The organism is Leisingera sp. M527 (assembly GCF_025141525.1).
Classification (GTDB): domain Bacteria; phylum Pseudomonadota; class Alphaproteobacteria; order Rhodobacterales; family Rhodobacteraceae; genus Leisingera.
Window position 1 is genome coordinate 3,400,001 of sequence record NZ_CP081037.1, and the last position, 23,517, is coordinate 3,423,517.

The window sequence follows — 23,517 nt, forward strand, 5'->3', positions numbered from 1 at the left end:
CGCGCAGCAGCACGAAGGGCTTGCCATCGCCGGTCATCTGCACATCCCCCGGCAGGATCACTTCGGACAGGATATTGAGCTGGCCGTCAGCGGCAAAGCCTTCGCCGTCCGAGACCATTTCCACCCCCATCCGGTTGGCACGGCTGCCGCGCTGGAAAGCCGTGGCCGCAAACCGGACACGGACCGCCTCGGGAAACAGGCTGCTTTGGAAACTTTCGACAATACGCAATTCACCGCCCTGAAAACGGTTCTCGGCGGCCAGCACCAGACCTGTTTCATTATTCCGGTCTGAACCGGCAGGCAGCAGGTCTCCGGCTTCGGCCGCCCGCCCCAGCCCCGCCATCAGATGCACAGCGCGGGAGCCAAGCAGCGGCTCCGTGGCAATGCCGCCGCCTAGATGCAGGTATCCATAGACGCCGCGGCGGGCGGCACCGATTGACAGGCGCTGGCCCGCCTCCATCCGGTGCGACGCATTCCAGGCCAGCGGTTCACCCTCCAGCACTGCCGCCATCGGCGCGCCGGTCAGGGCAATGCGCAGGGGGCCGGTTGCTTCGAACTCGCCGCCCATGCCCCCCATTTCCAAGGCTGCCAATCCGGAATCCTGGTGCAGCAGCGCAGCCCCTTCGGCCAATGCCAGCCGGTCCGCAGCACCGCCTTGGGACACCCCCTGCCCCAGCAAACCGGGCCGCCCCATATCCTGGACAGAAGCCGCCGGTCCGATCCGCAGTATCTTGAGACCGCTCATGCTGCGATCTCCGAGACGATGGCGCCGCCAAGCAGCGGGTCATCCTTGCAGTGTTTCAGGAAGTCCGGTTTGGAGACCGGCTCAAACTGCATCTCATCACCCGGGCGCAGAACAAAAGGCTGCGCTGCCCCCGGCTGGAACAGGGTCAGCCCGGTTTGGCCGACATGGCGCCAGCCGGTCGGCGCCGGATTGGAAAACAAGACGAACTGGCTGATCGCCTGCACCAGTGCGCCGCGCGGCACCATCGGTGTCAGCTCCGTCTGCCGCGGCAGGTTCCATTCCGGCCCCAAAGACCCAAGGTAGGGCTGGCCGGGAGCAAAGCCGATGGTCAGCACCCGCACCTGTACGGCACCCAGGCTATCGATGGCCTGTGTCTCGCTCATACCCGCGGCATCGGCTGCTTCTCCCAGCTGGGGCGCCAGATCAGTGCCATAAACTGTCGGCACCCGCCAGAACCGGCGCCCGGGCGGCAGCGGCGCCTGCAGCCAGTTTTGGGCCGTCAGAAGGGTCTGCAAAGCCGCCTCCAGCGCCTCATGCCGCAGATCAGCAGGGTCGAAACGAACAAAGACCGAAGCCAAAGAGGCCATGGTCTCTACAACTCCTTTCAGCGGCAGCGCTTCCACCGCACTGCCAAAAGCCAGCGCGGCGCGGTTCGAGGCTTCGCTAAGGCTGCTGTCAAAGCTTACCAGCATGCCGTTCTGCCCGGCCCGCCGGACCAGCGGATAGGCTGGCGCCTCCTGGCTGTTCATGTTTTCACCCCGTCATTTTTGCGCGCAAGCGTTGCGGTGCAGACGGAGAGTGTCAACATGTCAATTCATAGACAACCTTGCCGCTGCCACAGGCAAGAACCGCAAGCCGGCTTCAGAAATCATCCCACCCTTGCGCCGCAGGCAGCGTCTCTGCATCAAAACCGCCGGCGCCGTTTGCCGCCGGGGATGCTGCCGGGGATGTTGCCGCCGGGCGCTGAAAAGCCACCACATCCGCAACCGGGGCGGGGGCCGGGTTGCCTGCGGACCTGAACTTGGACACTTCACGGGTCAGCTGGCTGGCGTCTGCGGACAGCAACTGGCTGGCGGCCGAGGTTTCCTCAACCATCGCCGCATTCTGCTGGGTCACCTGATCCAGCTGTGAAACACCAAGGTTGATCTCGCTCAGCGACGTTGCCTGTTCCTTGGCGCCAGTGGCAATCCCGCTGATGTGGGTGGAAATATGACCCACACTGTCAATGATCTGCTTAAGCTCAATTCCGGTTCTGCCAACCAGGTCCACACCGCTGGCCACCTGCTGTTTGCTTTGACCGATAAGCTGCTTGATCTCGCCGGCCGCACCAGCGGACCGTTGCGCCAGCGCCCGCACTTCTGAGGCAACAACCGCAAAGCCGCGGCCTGCCTCCCCCGCCCGGGCGGCCTCGACCCCGGCATTCAGCGCCAGCAAGTTGGTCTGAAAGGCAATATCGTCGATCATCCCGATGATTTTGGCGATTTCCTCAGAGGAGCTCTCAATCTGAGACATCGCCGCCACAGCGTCCGAGACAACCTGACCGCTGCGTTCCGCGGCAGTCTGGGCTTCGCTGACGATGCCCTCCACCTTCTCTGCGCCCTCCGCCGAGGAATGCACCGTGCCGGTCAGCTCCTCGATGGCCGCTGCGGTTTCCTCCAGCGTTGCAGCCTGGCTCTCGGTACGCTGAGACAGGTCGCTGGCGGATTTGGATATCTCATCCGCTGTGCGTCCGACAGCTTCGGATACTTGCGTCACCGCGCCCATCGCTGTGCCAAGCTGCTCCGCCGAGCGGTTGAACGCCTCGCCCAGCGCGGCAATGTCCGCCTGATCGGACAGTTTGACCCGGAAGCCCAGATCCCCCTGGCTCATCGCGTCCAGCCCCTTGGCGATTTCCTGCAGCCCAAGACGGCGCACCGTTACATCAGTGGCCACTTTGACCACCCTTTCCACTGTGCCATCCGCGTTTTCAACCGGAGCATAGGTCGCCTGGATCCAAATGGTGGCGCCGTCCTTGGTCACCCGCGGGAACTGATCCGTGAACACACGGCCAGCGGCCAGGTCTTTCCAGAATGATTTATATTCCGCACCCGCGGCTATTTCAGGCGCCACAAACATCGAATGATGCCGGCCCGCGATTTCTTCCAGCCGGTATCCCAATGCAGCAAGAAAATTGCCGTTTGCGGTCAGAATTGTGCCGTCCGGTTTAAATTGAATTGTCGCCTGGGTGCGATCGACCATACCGGCAATAATCCTGGCACCGCTGTCCTGCTCTGCGGGCCTGGACGCTTTGAATTTGAAAAACAATGAATTTCTCCGCGCGTTCCTGATTCTCGATGGCTCGCGCCGAAAGTACAGTGAAACCAACAGAAAATTCTTAACGTCCCTGGATACATGCGCTTAGGTGTTCAGCCCCGGCATCTGGCGGATCGGATCCTTTTTGAACCTGTTTGGATCTGAAGTGTAAATCTTGCAGACGCACCTATATGGCGTGCGTGCTGAGTGTTTTGAGACGGCAGCATATCCAGGGCTCGGAGCAATTCTGCGAACCCACTTGCATTCCGCACCTTGAGCGTTTGATTGAGGACATCGTTTGAACCGAAGGACCGATTGCTGTGACGCGCCTTTCATGGCGCGTCGCTCAGCAACACGGGTGGCTATGGACCTCTCCCGCTTTAATACCGCCCCAAGTGCTCGTTTATCCAATCCGGTCTCTTTCAGTTCTTCGGTTAGACCTACGCCAGTCTTCAACGTCCTGTTCTCTCATAGCGGCCTCCAATTTTGGCGAGTGGCTGATGCATGATCCTAGATGCACCGCAACGGGCCGACGGAACCACCGCCGGCCCGACAAGTCACGCGGCCAGCGATTGCGTAACCTTGATCAGCTTTTCCTCGTCGATGTCGTACATGTAACCGTAGATATTGGCGTGTTTGGGGGTTCCGACGGAGCCTCGCATCAGCTGGACGTCATGTTCGACCGAGTCTGTGTAGTCACTGATACAGATGCTCTCCGCGTGGTACAGCGCAATGCCTTTGCGCATGTCTGTGACGCCGCAGGCAAGATACACCCGGACACCGGTTCCTGGGCCGATCATGCCGCCTCCACTGCGTGGATCAGCCTGGTCAGCACCCCCGCGTCCAGATCACTGGGAAGCCGGAGGCACCGCCCGTTGGCCAGGCGCAGCTCGACTGGAACGAAAAGGCTGGCAACGGGTTCCTCGGTAATCCCCTCGTTTTTGCGGGGGCATGGTCGTAGAATTTACGCGGCCATCTTCAGTTTCTGTGCAGGTGTCATCCCGCCGTTGCCCATGTTGGGGCGTTCATGGTTGTAGGACCAGAGCCACTCGGTGGCAATCTGCTGGACCTCCTCGATACTTTCGAAAATGTCCAAGTCCAGCCATTCGTGCCTGATCGTCCGGTTGTCGCGCTCGACATAGGCGTTCTGCTAAGGCTTTCCGGGCTGGATATATGCCAAGGCAATGCCCCGGTTCCCGGCCCAGCGCCGCTCGCCGTTGCCCTCGGACCAATGGCGGACAATAGCTTGCTCTCACTGATGAGACTGGCGTCCATGCCGCCATACATCGCCCGCCACTTTTACAGCGTGGCGCCGGTTCGGCGGGGAATTGATCCACTGGATCAATTCCGTTTCCGCCTCACTCCCGTGCTCACGGCACAGCTCGGCGGCAGGCACACCGCCCTCCATTTGGCGCAGCACACCCAAGATCCGGGCTTCTGTGAATCATGTCTTCTTCATCGGAAGCTCCTCGTTCACCCTGCCGAGAAAATTCTACTTCCGCCCCCCCTTAAGATCGGGGGGGGATTTCCCAGGCACCGGAACTGGCGCTTGCCGAAATTTCAGAAATGGCATGGTTGAGCCGGGCGCAGCGGGTGTGTCCGCTGCGGGCCGGGTCAGAAGAATGCTGGAATGCTTGGCTTAGGACTTCGGTAACGGGGACGTCCCAGTCAAGCGGTTTAGGTAGGCAAATTGATCCGCCAAAGCGGTCTCACCGGCCTATTGTAGCCCGTCCTGCTTTCTGCCGCGGCTTTCGGTTGAGGTCTTTCGGGTACCAGCTCCGGATCGGTATGAGCTGGTGCTTTCTTAGATCCGAAAAACTGGCGGAAGCCGCCCTGGGTGCACGTCGCCAGGTGCCATCCAAGAGTGATCGGGCGCAACAGAGCGTGCCCTGCACGGCTCCTTACCTGGAGCAGGCGCATTCAATCAACTCGTGCGATCCTCTTCCCTTGAGCTCGACCATGCCTTTTGACTTGCCATCGAAAGCATCTTGCAAGTTTCGCCATACGGCCTCGCTCACAAGTACCGTTCCCGGATCGGCATGATCGACAATGCGGGCGGCGATGTTCACCGTATCTCCCCAGATATCGAAGGCGTAATTCTTCTGGCCGATAACTCCGCCGACCAGCGGCCCCATATGAATGCCGATTCGGATCTCCCAGCCAGAGGGGTGTTCCGCGACGGCGTCAATCATCTCCAGGCCCGTTCGAACGCTGGCCTTTGCAGGACTTTCGACATGGTGCAATAGCCCGGCAGTTGCCATGAAGGCATCCCCGATTGTCTTAATCTTTTCCAGCCCGTTCCGGGTCGCGATGTCCTCGAAGGCGCAGACCAGATCCTGAAGATGGGATACCACGGTTTCCGCCGAGTTGTTGTTGCAATAGGTCGTGAAACCCACGATGTCGCAGAACAGAACCGCCACGTCTTCGAACTGGCGCGGTCTAACGGAGTTTGTGGATTTCAGTTCGTGCACCGCGGCGGCTGGCAGGGTCGCATGCAGCAGATCGTCGGCGCGCTTTTTTTCAACCTCGATTTGCTTCATATAGCCCGCCTCCTGATCCCTGAGGCGTTTCTTTTCAAGGCTGGCATGAATGCGCGCACGCAGGATCGCGGTGTTGAACGGTTTCGGGAGATAGTCTTCGGCACCTGCTTCGATACAACGCACGACGCTTTCAATTTGATCGACTGCGGAAATCATTATGACTGGTATCGAGCGCAGGCGCATGTCGGATTTCATACGCTCCAGCGTTTCGTACCCGTTGAGAACCGGCATCATGATGTCGAGCAGCACGAGGTCGTAAGGTTGCCTGCCGAGCAGATCGAGCGCCTCCTGGCCGTTCTCTGCCACATCGACATTCTCATGGCCCTCGCGTTTCAACCGCCGCAGGAGCGTATAGCGGTTGTCTTCGTTGTCATCGACAACGAGAAGGGCTGGCCCGTCCGAGGTCAAGAGGCCTGCCTCGCCTGCAGCAGGGAGTCGATCTTGCCGAGCAGGCGCGGCATATCGACGGGCTTGGTGTCGAAATCGTCACACCCGGCATCATGTGCTTTTGCGCGATCCTCGGCCATAGCATGCGCGGTCAGCGCGATGATCGGGATTTCCGACGTGGCAGAATTCGATTTGATCCGGCGGATCGCTTCCCAGCCATCAAGTACAGGCAAGCCCAAGTCCATGATGATCAGACCCGGCTTTTCCGATTGTGACATGTCCACGCCCTGTTTGCCATCGGGTGCCACGACAACTTCGTATCCTTTCCGGGCCAGCCGTTTGGTCAGCATGTAGACATTGTCTTCGTTGTCTTCGACATAAAGGATTTTCACCATTCCCACTTCAACTCCTTACCTGCGGTCAATGCTCCTCACCCGGCCCCGGTTGCCGGCCATGCTCTGCAAGAGCTTCGATCCGGCTGCAAAGCGCCTTCATATCGACCGGCTTCGAAAAGAAATCCGAACATCCGGCCTCGATTGCGCGCCTGCAATCCTCGGGCATCGCATAGGACGACACAGCGATCACCGGAATATTGCGGGTCGCTGCAGATGCCTTCAGCCGGCGGGTGGCTTCCCAACCATCGACAATGGGAAGATCGAGATCCATCAGAATGACCGACGGGTTGCTCGTGCCCGCCACCGCCAGACCGGCCGCGCCGTCGCGGGCGATCAGGATCTCGAAACCTCGTTTGCCCAGCCGGCGTGTGAACAGGAAAATGTTGTCTTCGTTGTCTTCAATGTAAAGCACCCGGATCATCCCACGGCCTCCTGCGAAGGTTGGGGGGTGTTCTCTGCAATGATCTCGCGGATCGTGGCCAGGAGCTCGCTCCGCCCAGTATCTGTCTTCTGCACGATCTGCGTGACGCCGCCATTTAGCCGCCGATGATCTTCCGGCGTTAAGTTCGCCGCCGTAAGAACGACGATCGTGACCCTGCCGTATTCGTGGCGCTGGCGAAGCGCTTCAAGAAACTGGAAGCCATCCATCTCCGGCATCAGCAGGTCAAGCATTATCAGGTCGGGCTGACATCCATCCAGACGCTCGATCCCGACATTGCCGTTCTCCGCCTCTGTGACGTCCCAACCACTCTTGGAGAAGATGCCTCGCAACACATCGCGCACATCGGGATCATCCTCGACCACCAGGACCTCTGGCGTCCGGTCCTGCGGATGGTATTTTGAAAGCAATGCCTTCATCTTCTCCCGGTCAATCGGCTTCGTCATGTATTCCGATGCGCCCAGAGCAAAACCGCGATCGGGCTCCTCGGTCATGGTTGCCATGATGACGGGAATTGCGGCGGTCTCCGTGTCTGACTTGATTTCCTTGAGAAACTCCCAGCCATCCAACTCCGGCATCACGACATCGAGTGTGATTGCAGAAGGCTTCATTCTGCGCGCAAGCTCTAGTCCTTCCCTGCCATCGACGGCGGTCACGACATCGTAGCCCTGTTTCGCCAACATGACGCGCATCAGTTCACGGGATGCCCTGTCATCATCGACCACCAGGATTCGGGGGTTATCACGCCGAGCCGAATTGATCGGGAGCGCCGGCGGGCGTTCTGGTAGGGGCGAAGCGTCGTCTTCACCAGAACTGGCAATCACAATGCGCGGCAGGCGAAAGGTGAACGTCGCACCCTCGCCAAGCGCGCTTTGCACTTCGATGTCGCCGCCCATCATCCGCGCCAGACGCCTGCTGATTGCCAGGCCCAGGCCCGTGCCGCCGAAGCGGCGTGTGGTCGAGCTGTCGGCTTGGCTGAATTCTTCAAACAACCGGTCAATCTGTTCTGCACTCAGCCCGATGCCCGTATCTGTAATCGCAATCGAAACCGCCGATCCGAGATCGTCCGGCACTTCCCGGGCCACCAGCACGACCTGCCCCTTTTCAGTAAACTTGCAGGCATTGCTCAGCAGATTGAGAATGATCTGACGCATCCGTGTCTGGTCGGCCGAGATCGCCCCGAGATCATCCGGGCAATCAACGGTCAGCTCATTGCCGTTCTTTTCTGCCATCGGACGCACAGTTGTTGTGGCATCGTGGATCAGGCTCGGCAAGTCGAAGCTCTCGATATGCATCTCGAACTTGCCAGCCTCAATCTTCGATAGGTCTAAAATTTCGTTTATCAGGTTCAGCAGGTGCTTTCCGGCGCGCGAGATACGTTCCAGCGGCTCAATGAAATCTTCCTGTCCGAATTCCTCGGCATCCTCCATAAGCATTTCGGTAATGCCGATCACCGCATTGAGCGGAGTCCGCAACTCGTGGCTCATATTGGCAAGGAACTGGCTTTTCGCGCGGTTCGCTTCTTCGGCTTCCTGTTCGCGTTCTTTGAGTTCGGTTATGTCGGTGTAGACGGCAACGGTGCTGTCGTCGTCGGTTTTCCGCTCGCTGACGCGAATCCAGCGGCCGTCCGCACGCTCCTGGAGATGCGTGTCACCCGGGTTCCTGTGCTGCGCGATGCGCTCCGCGATCCAGTCCTCCGGTGCGTCGAGCGCATCCTTGATAAGACCTTTTTCAGCTGCGCTATGGATGATTTCATCGAACGAGGCACCAGCGACCACGATGTCTTCGATTCCGTGATAGAGGAGCTCACGATACCGGCGGTTGCAAACGATCAGGCGATCATCAGGGCCGTACAAAGAAAACCCGTCGGAGATGCTTTCGATGGCGTGAGAAAGCTGCATTTGGGCTCGTTTTGCTGCAAGGGTCGCTTCGGCCAGTTCGCGGGTCCGCTCCTCGACACGCTGTTCCAATTCGTCGCGAGCCTTGCGGAGCGCCGCCTCGTCCGCCTGCTGGCGTTTCTGCATTTCGTTGAATGCCGCGACGACGACGCCGATCTCGTCACGGCTGATCCAGTCCACCGGAACGCGCTCCCCCCCGCCGCGCGCACTGTTGATCGAACTCAAGAGCCGTTCGAGCGGGATACCGATCGTGCGCCGGTTCGCAATCAGGGTGCTGAAAATGATGGCTCCGAGAAGAAGCGCTCCCAAGATTCCGGCTGTCGTCAGCCTTTGCCGGGCAGCGGCGAGAATCTGGGCGTCGGTCAGCGCGATGGCCAGGCGCCCAATGACCTCTCTACTATCGTCATACACATAGACGATTTCCTTTTCCGCAAAGAACTGCTCCTGTTCGAGACCTTCTACCTTTCCGGTCCAAGCAACCAATATGTCCTGATCATCATAGACCGCTGCACCCGAGATATCCGGATCAATGGCAAGGGCTTTAAGGATAAGCTTGATTTGCTCGTCGGCAACGTTCCACATCGATTCCGCAACCACGGCACTTTGGATCGCGACCAGTTTTTCAAGCTTGTCATTGAGCCGGTCTTCGGCTTCGCGCTGCGCATTGAATTCAAAAAGCCCAAAAACAAAAATGGTCGAAATAAGAACCAGCGGTGTCACTACCGCCAGGAATTTTGCTCGAAGCGACCTAAAATAAAATTTCCTCGGCTTTTGATCCATCAAAGACACTCTGTACGCAGCAAGCTAGGTTTGCTTTGGTCCGTCAACACGCACCCTCGAGAACCATCTCGACATAACGGGGATTTACGTGCCGGGCGAAATCGTCGACTACATTGCGAATTTTGCCTTGTTCCCGCAGGAATTCGGCGGTGAAGCTTAGCGCCTGGGCGACCCTTCCCTCGGTGCCGCCACCAAGCCAGCGCGCTGAAGCTTGTTCCCTGAGCGTCGGAAAATCGTAGAGGTCCAGAACCACGGGCACGTTTTCAGGATCACCTCCAGCCAAGCTGACGATCGCGGCGACCTGATCCGATCCCGAAGTCCAGGCCGAAGGATTGGCATTGTAATCTGCATCCGCAGCCGCAACGGTCTTGATCAAATTACACATGAAGTTTGGGTTCTGGGCAGCGAATGTCCTTTCGACGACCATAGCATCGAACGTGGCCTTCCCCCAGCTCGACAGAACGCCAGAGGTAATCAGCACTTTCCCGGACTTCTTGATTTCGCTCAATGCCGGATCCCAGACAAAGGCGGCGTCGATCTCGCCAAGTTGCCACGCCTCCGTAATCTCCTGCGGCTGCATGTTACGAATGACGACATCCTTCTGCGCAATGCCGAATTGCTCGAGAGCAAAGAGAAAGTGGAAATGTGTGGTCGAGGCGAAGGGCACACCGATAGTTTTGCCCGCCAGATCCCGCGGCGCGATTATGCCGGCTCCGTCCCGAACAACCAGCGCCTCGGCCGCGGCTATATCTTCCAGAATCCAGACCACCTCTATGTCCAAGCCCCGGCTTATACCGGCGGCGATCGGACTCGACCCGGATTGCGCGATCTGAACCTTGCCCAAGATCATCGAATTGATGACCTTTGCGCCGGATTCGAACTTGCGCCAAGTCACGGGCTGGCCAACAGCCTGCTCGATTTCGCCGCTCACGATCGCCGTCTTCCAAGGATTGTACATCAGCTGGTAGCCGATCGTGACATCGTCCAGCGCACTCGCCCCGCGCCCGCTGAACAGGACGGAGCAAAAAAGGGCCAATATCACCCACCGGACGGCTTTCATGTCACGCCCGCAAAGTCACTGTCCCGGTGCGGAGCGTCCGTCGTCATTGCGAAAACGCTGTCGCGAAGTAATTCTCTGCGATCTCGTCAGCATTGACCTGGGCAAGTCCCGCATTGAATTTTTCAAGCATCGCACGGCCGTCCCCATCGTCGCGGAAACACAAATACAGCGTCTTGTCTTCCAGTGGGGTGGCGTTGAATTGCAGGTCTTTCCGGTTTGAATTCAGGCTTGGCTCCGTCGCTTTCAGGTATTCCAGCACGAACTTGTCTATGACAGCGGCATCAATGCGCTTGCGCACCAGTTTTTTCAGGTTCGTGAGATCATCGTTTGACGGGACAGCCAGAATCCAGCCTGTTCCCACTTTCTGGTCGAATTCGTCGGTATTCGCGTAGCCGAGGACCGTTCCGATCTTCAGCTGCTGTTCGCCGATAGAATCTAGGGTGTCCCACGAAATCGGCGCACCCGCATGTTCGGCAAATCCCAAAGGGCCATTGCCAATCGGATCGGACGCGATGAAACCTTTCTGGTGGCGGCAATGATACCCAGGAAAGTAAGCAATGACCCCATCCTTGCCGTCCTTTGCCATGTCGATCGCGCGTTTCCATGGGCGATAGGCGACGTCTGTATTGAACCCTGCCTTTTCAAAAGCCACGCGCACAACTTCTGTCGTCGCTCCGCCGCTGGGCAGATCGCTGCCTGTGTAAGGCGGCCAATCCAGTGTCGAGATGCGGGCGATCTGATCCTGTGCCAGAACTGGCGGCGCGCATGAGAGGGCGAAGAGCACCGCCACCGCGCGAATTATCCGAGGCATTGCAATCAACATAAAAAATCCCCCCCAAATCATTGCGGCAATTGCAGACCCAATGACGCACCCATTACCTTACGTCATTACAGCCCATATCGCTGCTTGATAGCAAGGTATTTTGGTGTCGTCTTGAACTCGGTCAGGGCTTCCGAAAACCGATTTGAAAGTGCCTCGTGCCCTGGTTTCCGACTGAAAAAAAGATACCCGGGTGTTTCGGCGAGGCTTGGTAAGAGCGGCCGAACCTGGTCTTCGATGCCCAAGCGTCTGGCATCGGCAAGAAATGGTAGGGTCGTATCCAGAACCGTTTCGACCCGCCCAAGCGTCAGGAGTTTGATCATGCTTTCTCGTCCTGTGGCTTCGACGCGCGTCATGCCGGCCCTTTCAAGGCCATCGTCGATGCCTCCGTAGCTATAACCTTTGACAAGCGCGAAGGTTTTTCCGGTGAGCGCCTCGGGGTCGGAAATAGTCAGGCCGGAATCCATGCGCACGAAAAGCGTTGCATCATAATTCAGCAACGGCTCGTCCGGATAATAGCTGAAGTCCTCACGCTCGTCGGTTTTTGTGCCGCAAAGGCCGGCGTCTACTCGCTGGGTCTTGACGAATTTGAGCACGCGGGTCCACGGCATCCGGACGAATTCCACTTCCGCACCCATGTGCCTGATCGCGCCGGCGGCGATTTCGACGCACGGCCCTTTGGGTTGCCCATCGATCCAGACGTAGTAGGGTGTGTAGTCCTTGTCCTCCACTGCCACGAAAATCGTCTCGGCAAAGGCAAGTACAGGAAAAGCTATTCCTACGGCCACGATTGTCGCGGCAATTCTAAGCCTGCGCATCCTTTCCTCCACTCCGTTTCGGTAGTCCGGCTGCCAGGTTGCGCCGTCGGCAATTGGCGCCTATCCGGCGACAGCACCACTCCCCAAACCCGCATCGAACCCGTCTGAGCAAGAGTCCGCCGTCATCCCCACGCGGCCGAACGCTACCCGTGCGAAAGGCGTCCTCCGGATCGCTGTGCGGAATGCTACAACCGAATGGCACGCAGGTCGAGTAGTGCAGAATTGGTACGCGACCTTGGGATCATGGAGCGGCGGAACACTCGGGGCAATCGCCCATGCCGGCGCTTGATTTTTCATCACCCTCTGATCTGCCTGGAAAACATGCTGCAGGCGTACCGGTTCGCGGAGGAATACCGCAACGCGTTCAACGATGCCGCAGCGGGCGCATGCCATGACCGCCAGAAAGCCGAACACTCCCTCAAGAAGGTGTAAAGCCGGATCGCCAACATCCTGACCGCAATCGAGGACGGCAAGTACACGGCATCAATGAAGGACAAGATGTCTGATCTGGAGGGAGAGAAGGCCCGCCTGGAGGCGGTCATCGCGGACAATCCCGAGCCCCCAGCCCATGGACGAAGCCGCTCCGCGGCATTGGCGCGGGTGGCTGATGTTCAGCGATGATCTGACAGTGGTGCATTTGGGGAACGGCATTTCTGCCTGACGATTGAGCCCTTCTCAATCATCAGACAGGAGGCTCCCATGACAGAGGAGAGATCAACCCCGCTTCGAGAGCGGATGATCGAGGACATGCGCATCCGCGGGATGGGCGACAAGGCGCAGAAAGCGCATATCCGGGCGGTCAAGGATTTCGCCATTTTCCTCGGGCACCCGCCGGATACCGCCTCACCGGAGGAACTCCGCGCCTATCAACTGCACATGACGGATACAGGGGTCACGCCGGCGACTTTCAACGCCAGGATCGTGGCGCTCAGATTCTTCTTCGGCATGACCTGCGGGCGCGAGGAGATGAAGCGCTACATGCAGTTCCGCACCCAGCCCAGGAGGTTGCCTGTAGTCTTCAGCGTTGAAGAGGTATCGGACATCCTGATGGCGGCGCCGGGGCCCGGGCTCAAATACCGTGCCGCGCTCAGCATTTCCTACGGCGCGGGGCTGCGGGCCGCCGAGGTCTGTAACCTCAAGATCGGCGATATCGACAGCAACCGGATGCTGATCCATGTCGAACAGGGCAAAGGGCGGAAGGACCGGAAGGTGATGCTGTCACCCGGGCTTCTGAGCTTGCTGCGCGACTACTGGCGCGAGGCGCGGCCGGAGGGCTGGCTGTTCCCCGGCAAGCCGAAGATCAACCCGCTGTCGCCACGGCAGCTGAACCGCGCCTTCACGTCAGCGAAGAACATGGCCGGCATCAAAAAGGCCGCCACTCTGCATACCCTGCGGCACAGCTTTGCGACGCATCTGCTGGAGGCCAACACCGATGTCCGGGTCATCCAGGTGCTGCTCGGCCATGCCAAGCTGAGCACGACGGCCCAATACACCCATGTCGCCACCAAGACGATCCGTGACACGGTCAGCCCCTACGAGATGCTGGAGCAGTTGCAGGATCAGACAATCAAGCGAAGCCTGAAGTGACGGGGCACTGGGGTGTCCCGCCCGGGGCTGGAGATTGCTGATATATTCCGTGCCCATGGTGCCGCGTGGCGGCGGGCCAATGCAGGGCATGTCAGCCTGACCCAGCTCAAGGTGATGTCGGCAATCGAAGCCTGCCGGACCGAAGCGCTCGGCGGGCATGTGGCCGGGTGCGCCAAATGCGGCCATCGCCACATCGCCTACAATTCCTGCAAGAACCGGCACTGCCCGAAGTGCCAAGGGCCAGCGGCGCGCGACTGGATGGAAGCCCGCGCCGAGGACCTGCTGCCCGTGGAGTATTTCCACGTGGTCTTCACCCTGCCCGCAGAGATCGCCCGGATCGCCTCCTGGAACAAGCGGGCGGTCTACGGTCTGCTGTTCCGGGCGTCGGCACAAACGGTCATGACCATCGCAGCGGACTCCAAGCGCCTTGGTGCTCGGGTGGGCATGACCAGCGTGCTGCATACCTGGGGATCGGCGCTGACCCATCACCCCCACATCCATATGATCGTTCCCGGTGGCGGCCTGTCTCTGGACGGCGCGAGATGGATTGCCTGCAAGCCCGGGTTCTTCCTGCATGTGCGGGTCCTGTCGCGCTTGTTCCGGCGGCTGTTTCTGGAGGGGCTGATGGCGCTTCACCGCGCCGGGGAGCTGGCCTTCTTCGGCGACCTGGAACCGCTGGCGCAGGCCGATGCCTTCGCAGAGTGGCTGGCTCCTTTGCGCAAGTCCGAATGGGTGGTCTATGCCAAACCGCCCTTCGGAGGCCCGGAAGCCGTTCTCGCCTATCTCAGCCGGTACACCCACCGGGTGGCCATCTCGAACGCACGCCTCGTCAGCGCCGACGCAGGCACCGTGGCATTCCGTTGGAAGGACTACAGGATCAAGCGCGGCGACAGGCAGAAAGTCATGCGTTTGGCCACGCCCGAGTTCATCCGCCGCTTCCTGATCCACGTCCTGCCCGCTGGTTTCCACCGCATCCGGCACTACGGCTTGCTCGCCTCAGCGCAGCGCAAGGCCAACATCGCCCGGTGCCGTGCCCTGCTCGGGACAAGGTGCCCGGCTCAAGAACCGCCAGAAGCCGCCGAGGTTCTCCCGCTCACCCTGCGTGAGCCATGCCCGTGCTGTGGCGGAACAATGCATATCATCGAGATCTTCCGGCGCGGGCAAAAACCCCGGTCGCGCGCGCCACCGCGGAAGGAGGCGGCATGACGAAACGCCCGTCATTCCGGTATTGTGAACACCGGGCATCCGCAGCCGCCCGGCTGTCTCCATTTACGCCTGTACTCTCCTGCAAGCTCAGAACCACGCCGAAACGCCGCTTTCGTCGCAGCAATTGTCCGGAGGCCCCCGTTAAGAGCATCCCAACCGGCATCGGAATGCCTCCGGCTTGGCCGCTGGCTCCAACCGCAGACCCCGCCGTCTGCGCTCTTTCCCCATAGACAGCCCCAAGAGTCCCGCGGCTTCCACCTTGGGAGGTTTTCCAACGCGGGCCGATGTCGCGCCAAGCCGCACCCTCACACCGCGGCCCGCATCAGAAAACCTTCACCATAGCGGTCGCAGACAACTGGTGCCACACCGACGATGCTGCTGGTGCGAAATTTCATGGTCAATTTCCCGGAAGCGGACGCTCGGCAGGGCCGAGCTGCTTCACGGGATGCTGCGGGTTGCACCGGGGGCAGCGGAGCGCAGGAAGCCGCCGCTGCAAAGTTGCGAACCGACTTCGCCTTTCGGAACCTGACCGGCCCATGGACGAAGCCGCTCCGCGGCATTGGCGCGGGTGGCTGATGTTCAGCGATGATCTGACAGTGGTGCATTTGGGGAACGGCATTTCTGCCTGACGATTGAGCCCTTCTCAATCATCAGACAGGAGGCTCCCATGACAGAGGAGAGATCAACCCCGCTTCGAGAGCGGATGATCGAGGACATGCGCATCCGCGGGATGGGCGACAAGGCGCAGAAAGCGCATATCCGGGCGGTCAAGGATTTCGCCATTTTCCTCGGGCACCCGCCGGATACCGCCTCACCGGAGGAACTCCGCGCCTATCAACTGCACATGACGGATACAGGGGTCACGCCGGCGACTTTCAACGCCAGGATCGTGGCGCTCAGATTCTTCTTCGGCATGACCTGCGGGCGCGAGGAGATGAAGCGCTACATGCAGTTCCGCACCCAGCCCAGGAGGTTGCCTGTAGTCTTCAGCGTTGAAGAGGTATCGGACATCCTGATGGCGGCGCCGGGGCCCGGGCTCAAATACCGTGCCGCGCTCAGCATTTCCTACGGCGCGGGGCTGCGGGCCGCCGAGGTCTGTAACCTCAAGATCGGCGATATCGACAGCAACCGGATGCTGATCCATGTCGAACAGGGCAAAGGGCGGAAGGACCGGAAGGTGATGCTGTCACCCGGGCTTCTGAGCTTGCTGCGCGACTACTGGCGCGAGGCGCGGCCGGAGGGCTGGCTGTTCCCCGGCAAGCCGAAGATCAACCCGCTGTCGCCACGGCAGCTGAACCGCGCCTTCACGTCAGCGAAGAACATGGCCGGCATCAAAAAGGCCGCCACTCTGCATACCCTGCGGCACAGCTTTGCGACGCATCTGCTGGAGGCCAACACCGATGTCCGGGTCATCCAGGTGCTGCTCGGCCATGCCAAGCTGAGCACGACGGCCCAATACACCCATGTCGCCACCAAGACGATCCGTGACACGGTCAGCCCCTACGAGATGCTGGAGCAGTTGCAGGATCAGACAATCAAGCGAAGCCTGAAGTGACGGGGCACTGGGGTGTCCCGCCCGGGGCTGGAGATTGCTGATATATTCCGTGCCCATGGTGCCGCGTGGCGGCGGGCCAATGCAGGGCATGTCAGCCTGACCCAGCTCAAGGTGATGTCGGCAATCGAAGCCTGCCGGACCGAAGCGCTCGGCGGGCATGTGGCCGGGTGCGCCAAATGCGGCCATCGCCACATCGCCTACAATTCCTGCAAGAACCGGCACTGCCCGAAGTGCCAAGGGCCAGCGGCGCGCGACTGGATGGAAGCCCGCGCCGAGGACCTGCTGCCCGTGGAGTATTTCCACGTGGTCTTCACCCTGCCCGCAGAGATCGCCCGGATCGCCTCCTGGAACAAGCGGGCGGTCTACGGTCTGCTGTTCCGGGCGTCGGCACAAACGGTCATGACCATCGCAGCGGACTCCAAGCGCCTTGGTGCTCGGGTGGGCATGACCAGCGTGCTGCATACCTGGGGATCGGCGCTGACCCATCACCCCCACATCCATATGATCGTTCCCGGTGGCGGCCTGTCTCTGGACGGCGCGAGATGGATTGCCTGCAAGCCCGGGTTCTTCCTGCATGTGCGGGTCCTGTCGCGCTTGTTCCGGCGGCTGTTTCTGGAGGGGCTGATGGCGCTTCACCGCGCCGGGGAGCTGGCCTTCTTCGGCGACCTGGAACCGCTGGCGCAGGCCGATGCCTTCGCAGAGTGGCTGGCTCCTTTGCGCAAGTCCGAATGGGTGGTCTATGCCAAACCGCCCTTCGGAGGCCCGGAAGCCGTTCTCGCCTATCTCAGCCGGTACACCCACCGGGTGGCCATCTCGAACGCACGCCTCGTCAGCGCCGACGCAGGCACCGTGGCATTCCGTTGGAAGGACTACAGGATCAAGCGCGGCGACAGGCAGAAAGTCATGCGTTTGGCCACGCCCGAGTTCATCCGCCGCTTCCTGATCCACGTCCTGCCCGCTGGTTTCCACCGCATCCGGCACTACGGCTTGCTCGCCTCAGCGCAGCGCAAGGCCAACATCGCCCGGTGCCGTGCCCTGCTCGGGACAAGGTGCCCGGCTCAAGAACCGCCAGAAGCCGCCGAGGTTCTCCCGCTCACCCTGCGTGAGCCATGCCCGTGCTGTGGCGGAACAATGCATATCATCGAGATCTTCCGGCGCGGGCAAAAACCCCGGTCGCGCGCGCCACCGCGGAAGGAGGCGGCATGACGAAACGCCCGTCATTCCGGTATTGTGAACACCGGGCATCCGCAGCCGCCCGGCTGTCTCCATTTACGCCTGTACTCTCCTGCAAGCTCAGAACCACGCCGAAACGCCGCTTTCGTCGCAGCAATTGTCCGGAGGCCCCCGTTAAGAGCATCCCAACCGGCATCGGAATGCCTCCGGCTTGGCCGCTGGCTCCAACCGCAGACCCCGCCGTCTGCGCTCTTTCCCCATAGACAGCCCCAAGAGTCCCGCGGCTTCCACCTTGGGAGGTTTTCCAACGCGGGCCGATGTCGCGCCAAGCCGCACCCTCACACCGCGGCCCGCATCAGAAAACCTTCACCTTTCCGGACCTTCGCCCTAGCTTCACGTTGCTGCAGGCGCAGCCCGCTTTCCGGTCGTTCGCCGCGCGAGCAAAATCTGGAGATGATCAAACTCACGGTCGCGGGACAAAGCGTGATTTCGCTGCGATCTGCTTCAACGGCGGCTTTCGTTCAGGCTATCAAAGCGCGGCGAAATACGCACCAGACTCATGCCCACGCCCACAGCATGGGCTTATTAGGTTTCTGAGCCTGGTACATTAAGCATGACTTATGCACCATTCAGCGCTAACCCTAGACGGCGCTTAACCTCTTCTTTCGCGACAGCGAGAACAATGTCGAGCGTCCAGCTGCCAACTTCTCCGACACGCTTCTTTGTATGATCCCAGACAGATTGCTCTTTTATGGCATCAAGAAAGTCATGGCCCGCAATTGTCATCCCATGCACTGCGTAGTCACCGGCCAATGTGGGTTTTCCTGCAAGTTTGATATAGCCAGCATCAACTAACATATTGATATGATGAAAATTCTGAGCTTCAGTCCCAGAAAAGTCTCTTGGTGAGATGCTTTGCAACATGCTTATCCGGGCGGGCTCGTACTCCTCCACCGCAAGTAAAATTTCTCGCAATAGATCAAGATTGCGCTTCATGTTCGGATACCTTGGCTGGTTCAATCTTTGGTGGTTCAGGATACGGGCTTTGACCCCCAGTAAAATGTGTAATGGGCATAGCTCTCTGGCCCGACAATAATTGACCAAGCATTTCAGCATTCCTACGCTGCATATTTTGGTCGCTATCCCACCCCTGCGGCACGTAGCTCAAGCGTTCCAAGTCGCGTTTATCGAACGTAAATCCGACAGACGATCCAATCTCGGATAACAAATTCATGAATAAGTCGGAGCGCTGATCGAAAAACTTATCTTGCTCAGCAACAACGGGCATTGGGGCGCTGAGATGTTGAATATATGATTGAAATGCTCCTCGAACATCGGCGTCCTTGTAGAACTCGATTTCTACCAGATTGAGAGCGGCAACGTGAACAGGATCAAGGCGGACGCCACGGGTCTGCATGAGGTTTCGGAATACGTCCAACCTTCGCCGCCGCTTTTCGGCGGATCGGTCCAACATCCGCGTGATAATGACGGCAATAATAGGACCAAGCGCGATTGCCGCGAGCGTTGCCAGTGCATACCAAGTTTCAGTTTGCATCGTTGTCTCCAAACGAGACGTTTTTCACGAACTTAGCGTTCAATGGGCCAATTGGCGTATCGATACGATAAGTTTCGTTCGGATCAATTGCTTCGGGAAGAGACAAGGGGACAACGATATTGTCAGAACCCTGTTGAAACGAAGCTCCGGTAATTGAAACCGAATCCGCAGGCATCCGGTACCAAACCTCACCGATTAAATGCGCGTCTTTTACCTCGTAGTTTCCGGCAAAAGTCAGTCCTGCAATGTCAGCTCCGGCGATTTTTCCATCTCGGAATACAAACATGGCCATGCCTTGCCCGGCTGCCCCGGTCAGGTATGCGGTATAAATTCCTTCAGCTATGCTCATCCTAATAACTCATGCTCGCCCATTTTGTGACGGCTACTGCTCTGGGCACAATATATGCTAGGTGTTTCCCGATTGTAAGACTTTAGGCGCATAAGCCCTTGTATGTTGATCTGGTGTGCCGCGACGCCAAAGCCGACTTTGGTGCATCATACAGCATTCGTGACACAGGGCTCAAAGCGATGGATCGCTGCTCCTTGCCGGATAGCCACCCTTCTTCCTCAGCCATGCCGCCCAAACGGCAAACGCCATTGCCAATCCCGATGCAGCCAGCATCAACATAAGCAGTGTTTGGCCTCCGTTCGTCTGTGGTACCAGGTTGCCCGTCACCGTCGTCAAAACAGCACCACCAGAAACGATGAGAGCGCCGCTCAGTCCGGCAGCACTTCCAGCGAGATCGGGTCGAACCGACATGGCACCGGCATTGCTTCCGGGCATTGTAATGCCATTCCCTAAACCGACGAAGATGGTGCTCGCAAAGAAAAGCTCCGCTGACGTGATACCCGATGCGAGCAGCAACAAACCTCCCGCAAGACCAGTGCAAGCCACAACCCGGCCCGCAATCATAATGGTTGTCGGTTCGAAGTGTTGCCCAACGCGACCGGCCAGGAAACCGCCGATCATAAAGCCAACAGTAATGGTCCCGATGTAGAGTCCAAGTTCGGCGGTCGTGACATTGAAAGTGGACTGCGCAACAAGGGGTGCGCCCGTCAGAAAAATGTAGAATGCGCCGACGGAAAGCGTGCTGCAAAGTGCGTAGGCCCAGAAAAGGGGCTCACGAATGAGCGCCGTCGTGCCAGGCGCCGGAGTGCTGGTATCTGTTGCCCTCTGCGGCCTTGTCTCTCCGAGGTCGAACCAGCAAAGCAGCAGCAATCCGAAGCCCGCTGCAGCGTAGAATCCAAAGACCGACCGCCACCCAAAGAAGGTGTCCAGCACCCCTCCCAGCATGGGACCGACCATTGGGGCGATTGCCATAGCCATTCCGATATAGCCGATCAGGCTCACAGCTTCCCGCTCAGTTCTCGTGTCCCGAACGATCGCGAGCGAAAGCGCATACCCGCCGATGATGCTGCCTTGGAGCATCCGGCAGAACAGAAATGCCTCGATGTTCGGCGCAAAGGTGCAACCCGCAGAGGCGAATGCGAAAACAAGCAAAGCCACCAGAAGCACCCTCCGCCTGCCGATCCGGTCTGATAAGGGACCGATGATGAGCTGGATTATCGCTGTTATGGCCAGATACCCGGAAACTGCCCAGCTCACAGTGCTGTAGTCAGTTTCAAGATCGACAGCGATGTTGGCCAGCGAGGGCAGGAACATGTTGAGCGACATGGGCGAAAACCCCGTCAACAGGATTAATGTTATCAAATGCGGAGGTGTTCTCGTGCGGTTCATCTTGGCGATCTGATCTTTAGAAACAAAAAAGCCCCCGAGAATGTCGGGGGCGCATGGAAACGGATATGGAAAACCTTATCGGACCATGCACCTTTTGCTTACAACGACGACGAAATTGAAGGTCATGGTCTTACTCCCTTGAAAGCGAGCGTAGTCAGCTTGATCAGCGGTGGCAACATGTAAAGCCGTCGTTCGTACAAGCCGCAGCAACCGGTAAACTGGGCTCAGAGCCGACTTGCGACGATGCGGCAGCAGGCTTGCAGCGAAACCTCACCAGACCCCCCCCGACAGATGGCACAAGCCAGCCCAAAGCAGTCATCTGTTTAGAGCGCTAAATATTTTGGTTAAGTCCCTGCATGGGACAACGCGACAAAAAAACTAGATCACGATATTTCAGTCGAACTACTTGACAGGGATGTCGAATCTCTTGGCGAATTCGTGTCTATCTAACTTGAGTAAACCGTCGAGGTAGTCTTGTGAAACCGGTGAAGAAACTGGATTACGCCTGGCTCGCGCTTTAGTCTGTTCATTTTCTGGATTCGGCGCGTCAACTTCGGTTACACAGAGTTTTTGAAAAATCTTCTTCAAGCCGCTTCTCCTTCGAGAATCTTTTCCTTGCCATGTTTCGGAAAGTTCACTCCAAGCGCCAAATGTTCTTTGATCTCCGTCCTGAAAGTAATCAAGAAGCAACTGCTCCACGAGTGCGTCCATTTTGTCTCCGGTTGAAGCAACGCGGCGTATAGCAGCTTGGTCGATTGCCCTACAAAGGTTGGTCGCCATAGCCAAAAGTGAGGTGACTTCTTTCGATACGGGAGGTTTTCTATGTTCGAAGTTCTCAAGCGCCAACTTGATGTCAAGATGTGAGTAATTTTCGTGAATCTTTTGGCTACTCTCTAGAAGGAGATCTGTCGTTTTTTTGTTCAGCTTTGCTCTTCGCACATTGGAATGAGCAACTACATTGCGCCAAGAAGCTAGTAGATCCACCCCAGCGACCTGAATTTCTTCATCCAAACACAACTCTCTACAGATCGCATTTGCTCGATCTGCGAAAGAATACTCTACGCCACCTGGCCCAGTAACGGTTTTTGCCGCGACCTTAACGCAGTCATCGCTGAAGTTGAGCCATTTTAAGCAGACAATTTCTCGAAGGAATGCATCTACAACATCAGCGCCAAGAATCAATGCAGAGGTGCACGCGAAGATTTTGGCTTGGTTTGCCACTTCTGCTCTTTTGGCTTCAGTAGGCTTCTTCCAAGTAACACCTATTGCTCCGGAGTCGCCTTGACCATTCGCCACACAATCAAGACCCACGAATATAGTATTAAGTCTATAAGTTGATCTACCGATATGCCGCTGTAAGTTACGGAAAGGCTTTGTTCGAGATAAGTAGAGTTTCATTCTTGGTGTCCGGCCAGGATTCGAACCCAGCATCTCGCGATGGAAGGGCGGGCTCAGTGACCCGAAGAAAGGCGCGCGTCTTAACCTGTTTAAACGACGTACAATTCGCATTTAGCATTTGTAGATGATGTAGCACAAGTAGAACGTGTAGGCTTGAGGTCGCACGAAAACGGACCAAGAAAGTTATCACTCTATAGTAGCCTCGCAACGGAAGGTCCGCAGGTTCAAGTCGGCGATCGGGTCGTAGTTGAGGTGGGTGGCCAAACACTGATAGCCAAAAAACGGTGAATGCAGCAAAGTTGCCTTGTAATCGAAGGGTTTGCAAAGCCCGCTTCCTGCGCTTTGCTGACCCTGTTCCAGCTGGCGGTATCAGAATAAGTGCTTGCGCCCTGCCGAAGGTCCGCTTTCGCTGGAAGGCTTGAAAAAGCTCGCACATGCAGCGATCGGCGCCAAGCATGTCAACTTAACGGCAAGTTTGGACTGACTGTCGTCTTGGAGCAGGCTGAAGTGAAGCTCTACTTTTTTACTGCTGCAGAAAGCGGCAGCGGCCCCCATCGCCGGGCATGAAGTTACCCAGACCCCGAATATGCAGGCACAGCAAAACGAAAGAGCCTGTGCTCTGTTTCCGCAATGCATTCGGCCTCGGCCACAATGCTCCAACCCAGATATAGAAAAGGCGCCCGCCGGGCGCCCTATATGTAGATCCTGGTGAGAACTCGTGCCGAAACGGTGGGAACTCGAGGAAGATTTACATCTTCAGTGTGTCCAGGGACCGCGGCGGTTGGTGGCGAAGTTGTCGCCATAGCCGCCCGGGCGGATGTTGGGCTTGCGCTCCTTGGGCTCGACCACCTGCGCTTCGATGCCGTGGTCCTTGGCATACTCCAGTGCCGCCTCCTTGCTCTCGAACCGCAATTTGACCTGGCTCTGGGTGTCGCCGGAGGAGGTCCAGCCCATCAGCGGATCCACTTCACGGGCCGAGGCGGGCGCGTATTCCAGCACCCATTTCCGCGTCTTGGCCATGCCCGAGGTCATGGCATTGCGTGCCGGCCGGTAAATCCGCGCTTGCATGGGCTGTCTCCCGCTTTTTGAGTCTTCGTCCAGCGCTTTTATGCGCCGGATACGGCTCTGCGG

The 23,517-nt window shown here is 58.5% G+C and carries 21 protein-coding genes and 1 pseudogene (1 of these 22 running past the window's edge); 4 read left to right on the forward strand and 18 right to left on the reverse strand.

Translation table 11 applies throughout. The annotated features are described in order from the left end of the window. The 12 genes and pseudogenes from K3555_RS16825 to K3555_RS16880 form a co-directional block, all read right to left on the reverse strand. Positions 1-745: the 5' portion of a biotin-dependent carboxyltransferase family protein gene (locus tag K3555_RS16825; protein WP_260006347.1), read on the reverse strand. It extends 287 nt beyond the left edge of the window; the window shows 745 of its 1,032 coding nt (coding positions 1-745); it begins with the start codon at positions 743-745; the stop codon falls past the left edge of the window. Further along, positions 742-1,494 carry an allophanate hydrolase subunit 1 gene (locus K3555_RS16830; RefSeq protein ID WP_260006348.1) on the reverse strand — a complete coding sequence of 251 codons (753 nt, stop codon included), beginning with the start codon at positions 1,492-1,494 and terminating at the stop codon, positions 742-744. The genes K3555_RS16825 and K3555_RS16830 overlap by 4 nt, the downstream gene beginning before the upstream one ends. 112 nt (positions 1,495-1,606) lie before the next feature. Then, on the reverse strand, positions 1,607-3,049 hold the full coding sequence (locus tag K3555_RS16835; protein WP_260006349.1) for a methyl-accepting chemotaxis protein: 1,443 nt from the start codon (positions 3,047-3,049) through the stop codon (positions 1,607-1,609). Positions 3,050-3,594: 545 nt separating this feature from the next. Then, positions 3,595-3,837 carry a hypothetical protein gene (locus K3555_RS16840; protein ID WP_260006350.1) on the reverse strand — a complete coding sequence of 81 codons (243 nt, stop codon included), beginning with the start codon at positions 3,835-3,837 and terminating at the stop codon, positions 3,595-3,597. Positions 3,838-4,001: 164 nt separating this feature from the next. Beyond that, positions 4,002-4,241 (reverse strand): annotated as a pseudogene (locus K3555_RS16845) (transposase); the annotation flags it as partial. A gap of 697 nt (positions 4,242-4,938) precedes the next feature. Beyond that, positions 4,939-5,985: an adenylate/guanylate cyclase domain-containing protein gene (locus tag K3555_RS16850; protein WP_259987419.1), complete on the reverse strand. Its 1,047-nt coding sequence runs from the start codon at positions 5,983-5,985 to the stop codon at positions 4,939-4,941. Then, positions 5,982-6,359 carry a response regulator gene (locus tag K3555_RS16855; RefSeq protein WP_259987421.1) on the reverse strand — a complete coding sequence of 126 codons (378 nt, stop codon included), beginning with the start codon at positions 6,357-6,359 and terminating at the stop codon, positions 5,982-5,984. The genes K3555_RS16850 and K3555_RS16855 overlap by 4 nt, the downstream gene beginning before the upstream one ends. 25 nt (positions 6,360-6,384) lie before the next feature. After that, complete coding sequence (locus tag K3555_RS16860) at positions 6,385-6,780, reverse strand: response regulator (RefSeq protein WP_259987423.1); 396 nt, start codon at positions 6,778-6,780, stop codon at positions 6,385-6,387. Further along, entirely contained in the window at positions 6,777-9,476 is a 2,700-nt protein-coding gene (locus K3555_RS16865) for a response regulator (RefSeq protein WP_260006351.1), read from the reverse strand. Before K3555_RS16865 ends, K3555_RS16860 begins: the two co-directional genes overlap by 4 nt. Before the next feature lie 43 nt (positions 9,477-9,519). After that, positions 9,520-10,536, reverse strand: a complete 1,017-nt coding sequence (tauA, locus tag K3555_RS16870) for a taurine ABC transporter substrate-binding protein (protein WP_260006352.1) — start codon at positions 10,534-10,536, stop codon at positions 9,520-9,522. A gap of 43 nt (positions 10,537-10,579) precedes the next feature. Then, positions 10,580-11,359 carry an ABC transporter substrate-binding protein gene (locus tag K3555_RS16875; protein ID WP_259997215.1) on the reverse strand — a complete coding sequence of 260 codons (780 nt, stop codon included), beginning with the start codon at positions 11,357-11,359 and terminating at the stop codon, positions 10,580-10,582. A gap of 65 nt (positions 11,360-11,424) precedes the next feature. After that, the gene (locus K3555_RS16880; RefSeq protein WP_260006353.1) at positions 11,425-12,174 is read right to left on the reverse strand and encodes an ABC transporter substrate-binding protein; all 750 of its coding nucleotides are present in this window, start codon (positions 12,172-12,174) and stop codon (positions 11,425-11,427) included. 699 nt (positions 12,175-12,873) lie between these two features. Between K3555_RS16880 and K3555_RS16885 the strand changes: the two genes are divergently transcribed. From K3555_RS16885 to K3555_RS16900, 4 genes are all read left to right on the forward strand, one after another. Next, the gene (locus tag K3555_RS16885) at positions 12,874-13,761 is read left to right on the forward strand and encodes a site-specific integrase (protein WP_260005203.1); all 888 of its coding nucleotides are present in this window, start codon (positions 12,874-12,876) and stop codon (positions 13,759-13,761) included. A 12-nt stretch (positions 13,762-13,773) separates the two neighbouring features. Continuing rightward, a complete protein-coding gene (locus K3555_RS16890) occupies positions 13,774-14,967 on the forward strand; it encodes an IS91 family transposase (RefSeq protein WP_260005205.1) in 1,194 nt (397 codons plus the stop codon). 667 nt (positions 14,968-15,634) lie between these two features. Next, entirely contained in the window at positions 15,635-16,522 is an 888-nt protein-coding gene (locus K3555_RS16895) for a site-specific integrase (RefSeq protein ID WP_260005203.1), read from the forward strand. Between the two features lie 12 nt (positions 16,523-16,534). After that, on the forward strand, positions 16,535-17,728 hold the full coding sequence (locus tag K3555_RS16900; RefSeq protein WP_260005205.1) for an IS91 family transposase: 1,194 nt from the start codon (positions 16,535-16,537) through the stop codon (positions 17,726-17,728). Positions 17,729-18,313: 585 nt separating this feature from the next. Here K3555_RS16900 and K3555_RS16905 read toward each other — a convergent pair. The 6 genes from K3555_RS16905 to K3555_RS16930 form a co-directional block, all read right to left on the reverse strand. Continuing rightward, positions 18,314-18,691 carry a DUF2513 domain-containing protein gene (locus K3555_RS16905; protein WP_260006354.1) on the reverse strand — a complete coding sequence of 126 codons (378 nt, stop codon included), beginning with the start codon at positions 18,689-18,691 and terminating at the stop codon, positions 18,314-18,316. Then, a complete protein-coding gene (locus K3555_RS16910) occupies positions 18,675-19,250 on the reverse strand; it encodes a DUF6680 family protein (RefSeq protein ID WP_260006355.1) in 576 nt (191 codons plus the stop codon). The genes K3555_RS16905 and K3555_RS16910 overlap by 17 nt, the downstream gene beginning before the upstream one ends. After that, entirely contained in the window at positions 19,240-19,599 is a 360-nt protein-coding gene (locus tag K3555_RS16915; RefSeq protein ID WP_260006356.1) for a hypothetical protein, read from the reverse strand. Before K3555_RS16915 ends, K3555_RS16910 begins: the two co-directional genes overlap by 11 nt. Positions 19,600-19,770: 171 nt before the next feature. Next, on the reverse strand, positions 19,771-20,988 hold the full coding sequence (locus K3555_RS16920; RefSeq protein ID WP_260006357.1) for a multidrug effflux MFS transporter: 1,218 nt from the start codon (positions 20,986-20,988) through the stop codon (positions 19,771-19,773). A 402-nt stretch (positions 20,989-21,390) separates the two neighbouring features. Beyond that, entirely contained in the window at positions 21,391-22,386 is a 996-nt protein-coding gene (locus K3555_RS16925) for a hypothetical protein (RefSeq protein ID WP_260006358.1), read from the reverse strand. Positions 22,387-23,142: 756 nt separating this feature from the next. Continuing rightward, positions 23,143-23,454 carry an ETC complex I subunit gene (locus K3555_RS16930; RefSeq protein WP_259987466.1) on the reverse strand — a complete coding sequence of 104 codons (312 nt, stop codon included), beginning with the start codon at positions 23,452-23,454 and terminating at the stop codon, positions 23,143-23,145. Positions 23,455-23,517 lie beyond the last annotated feature (63 nt).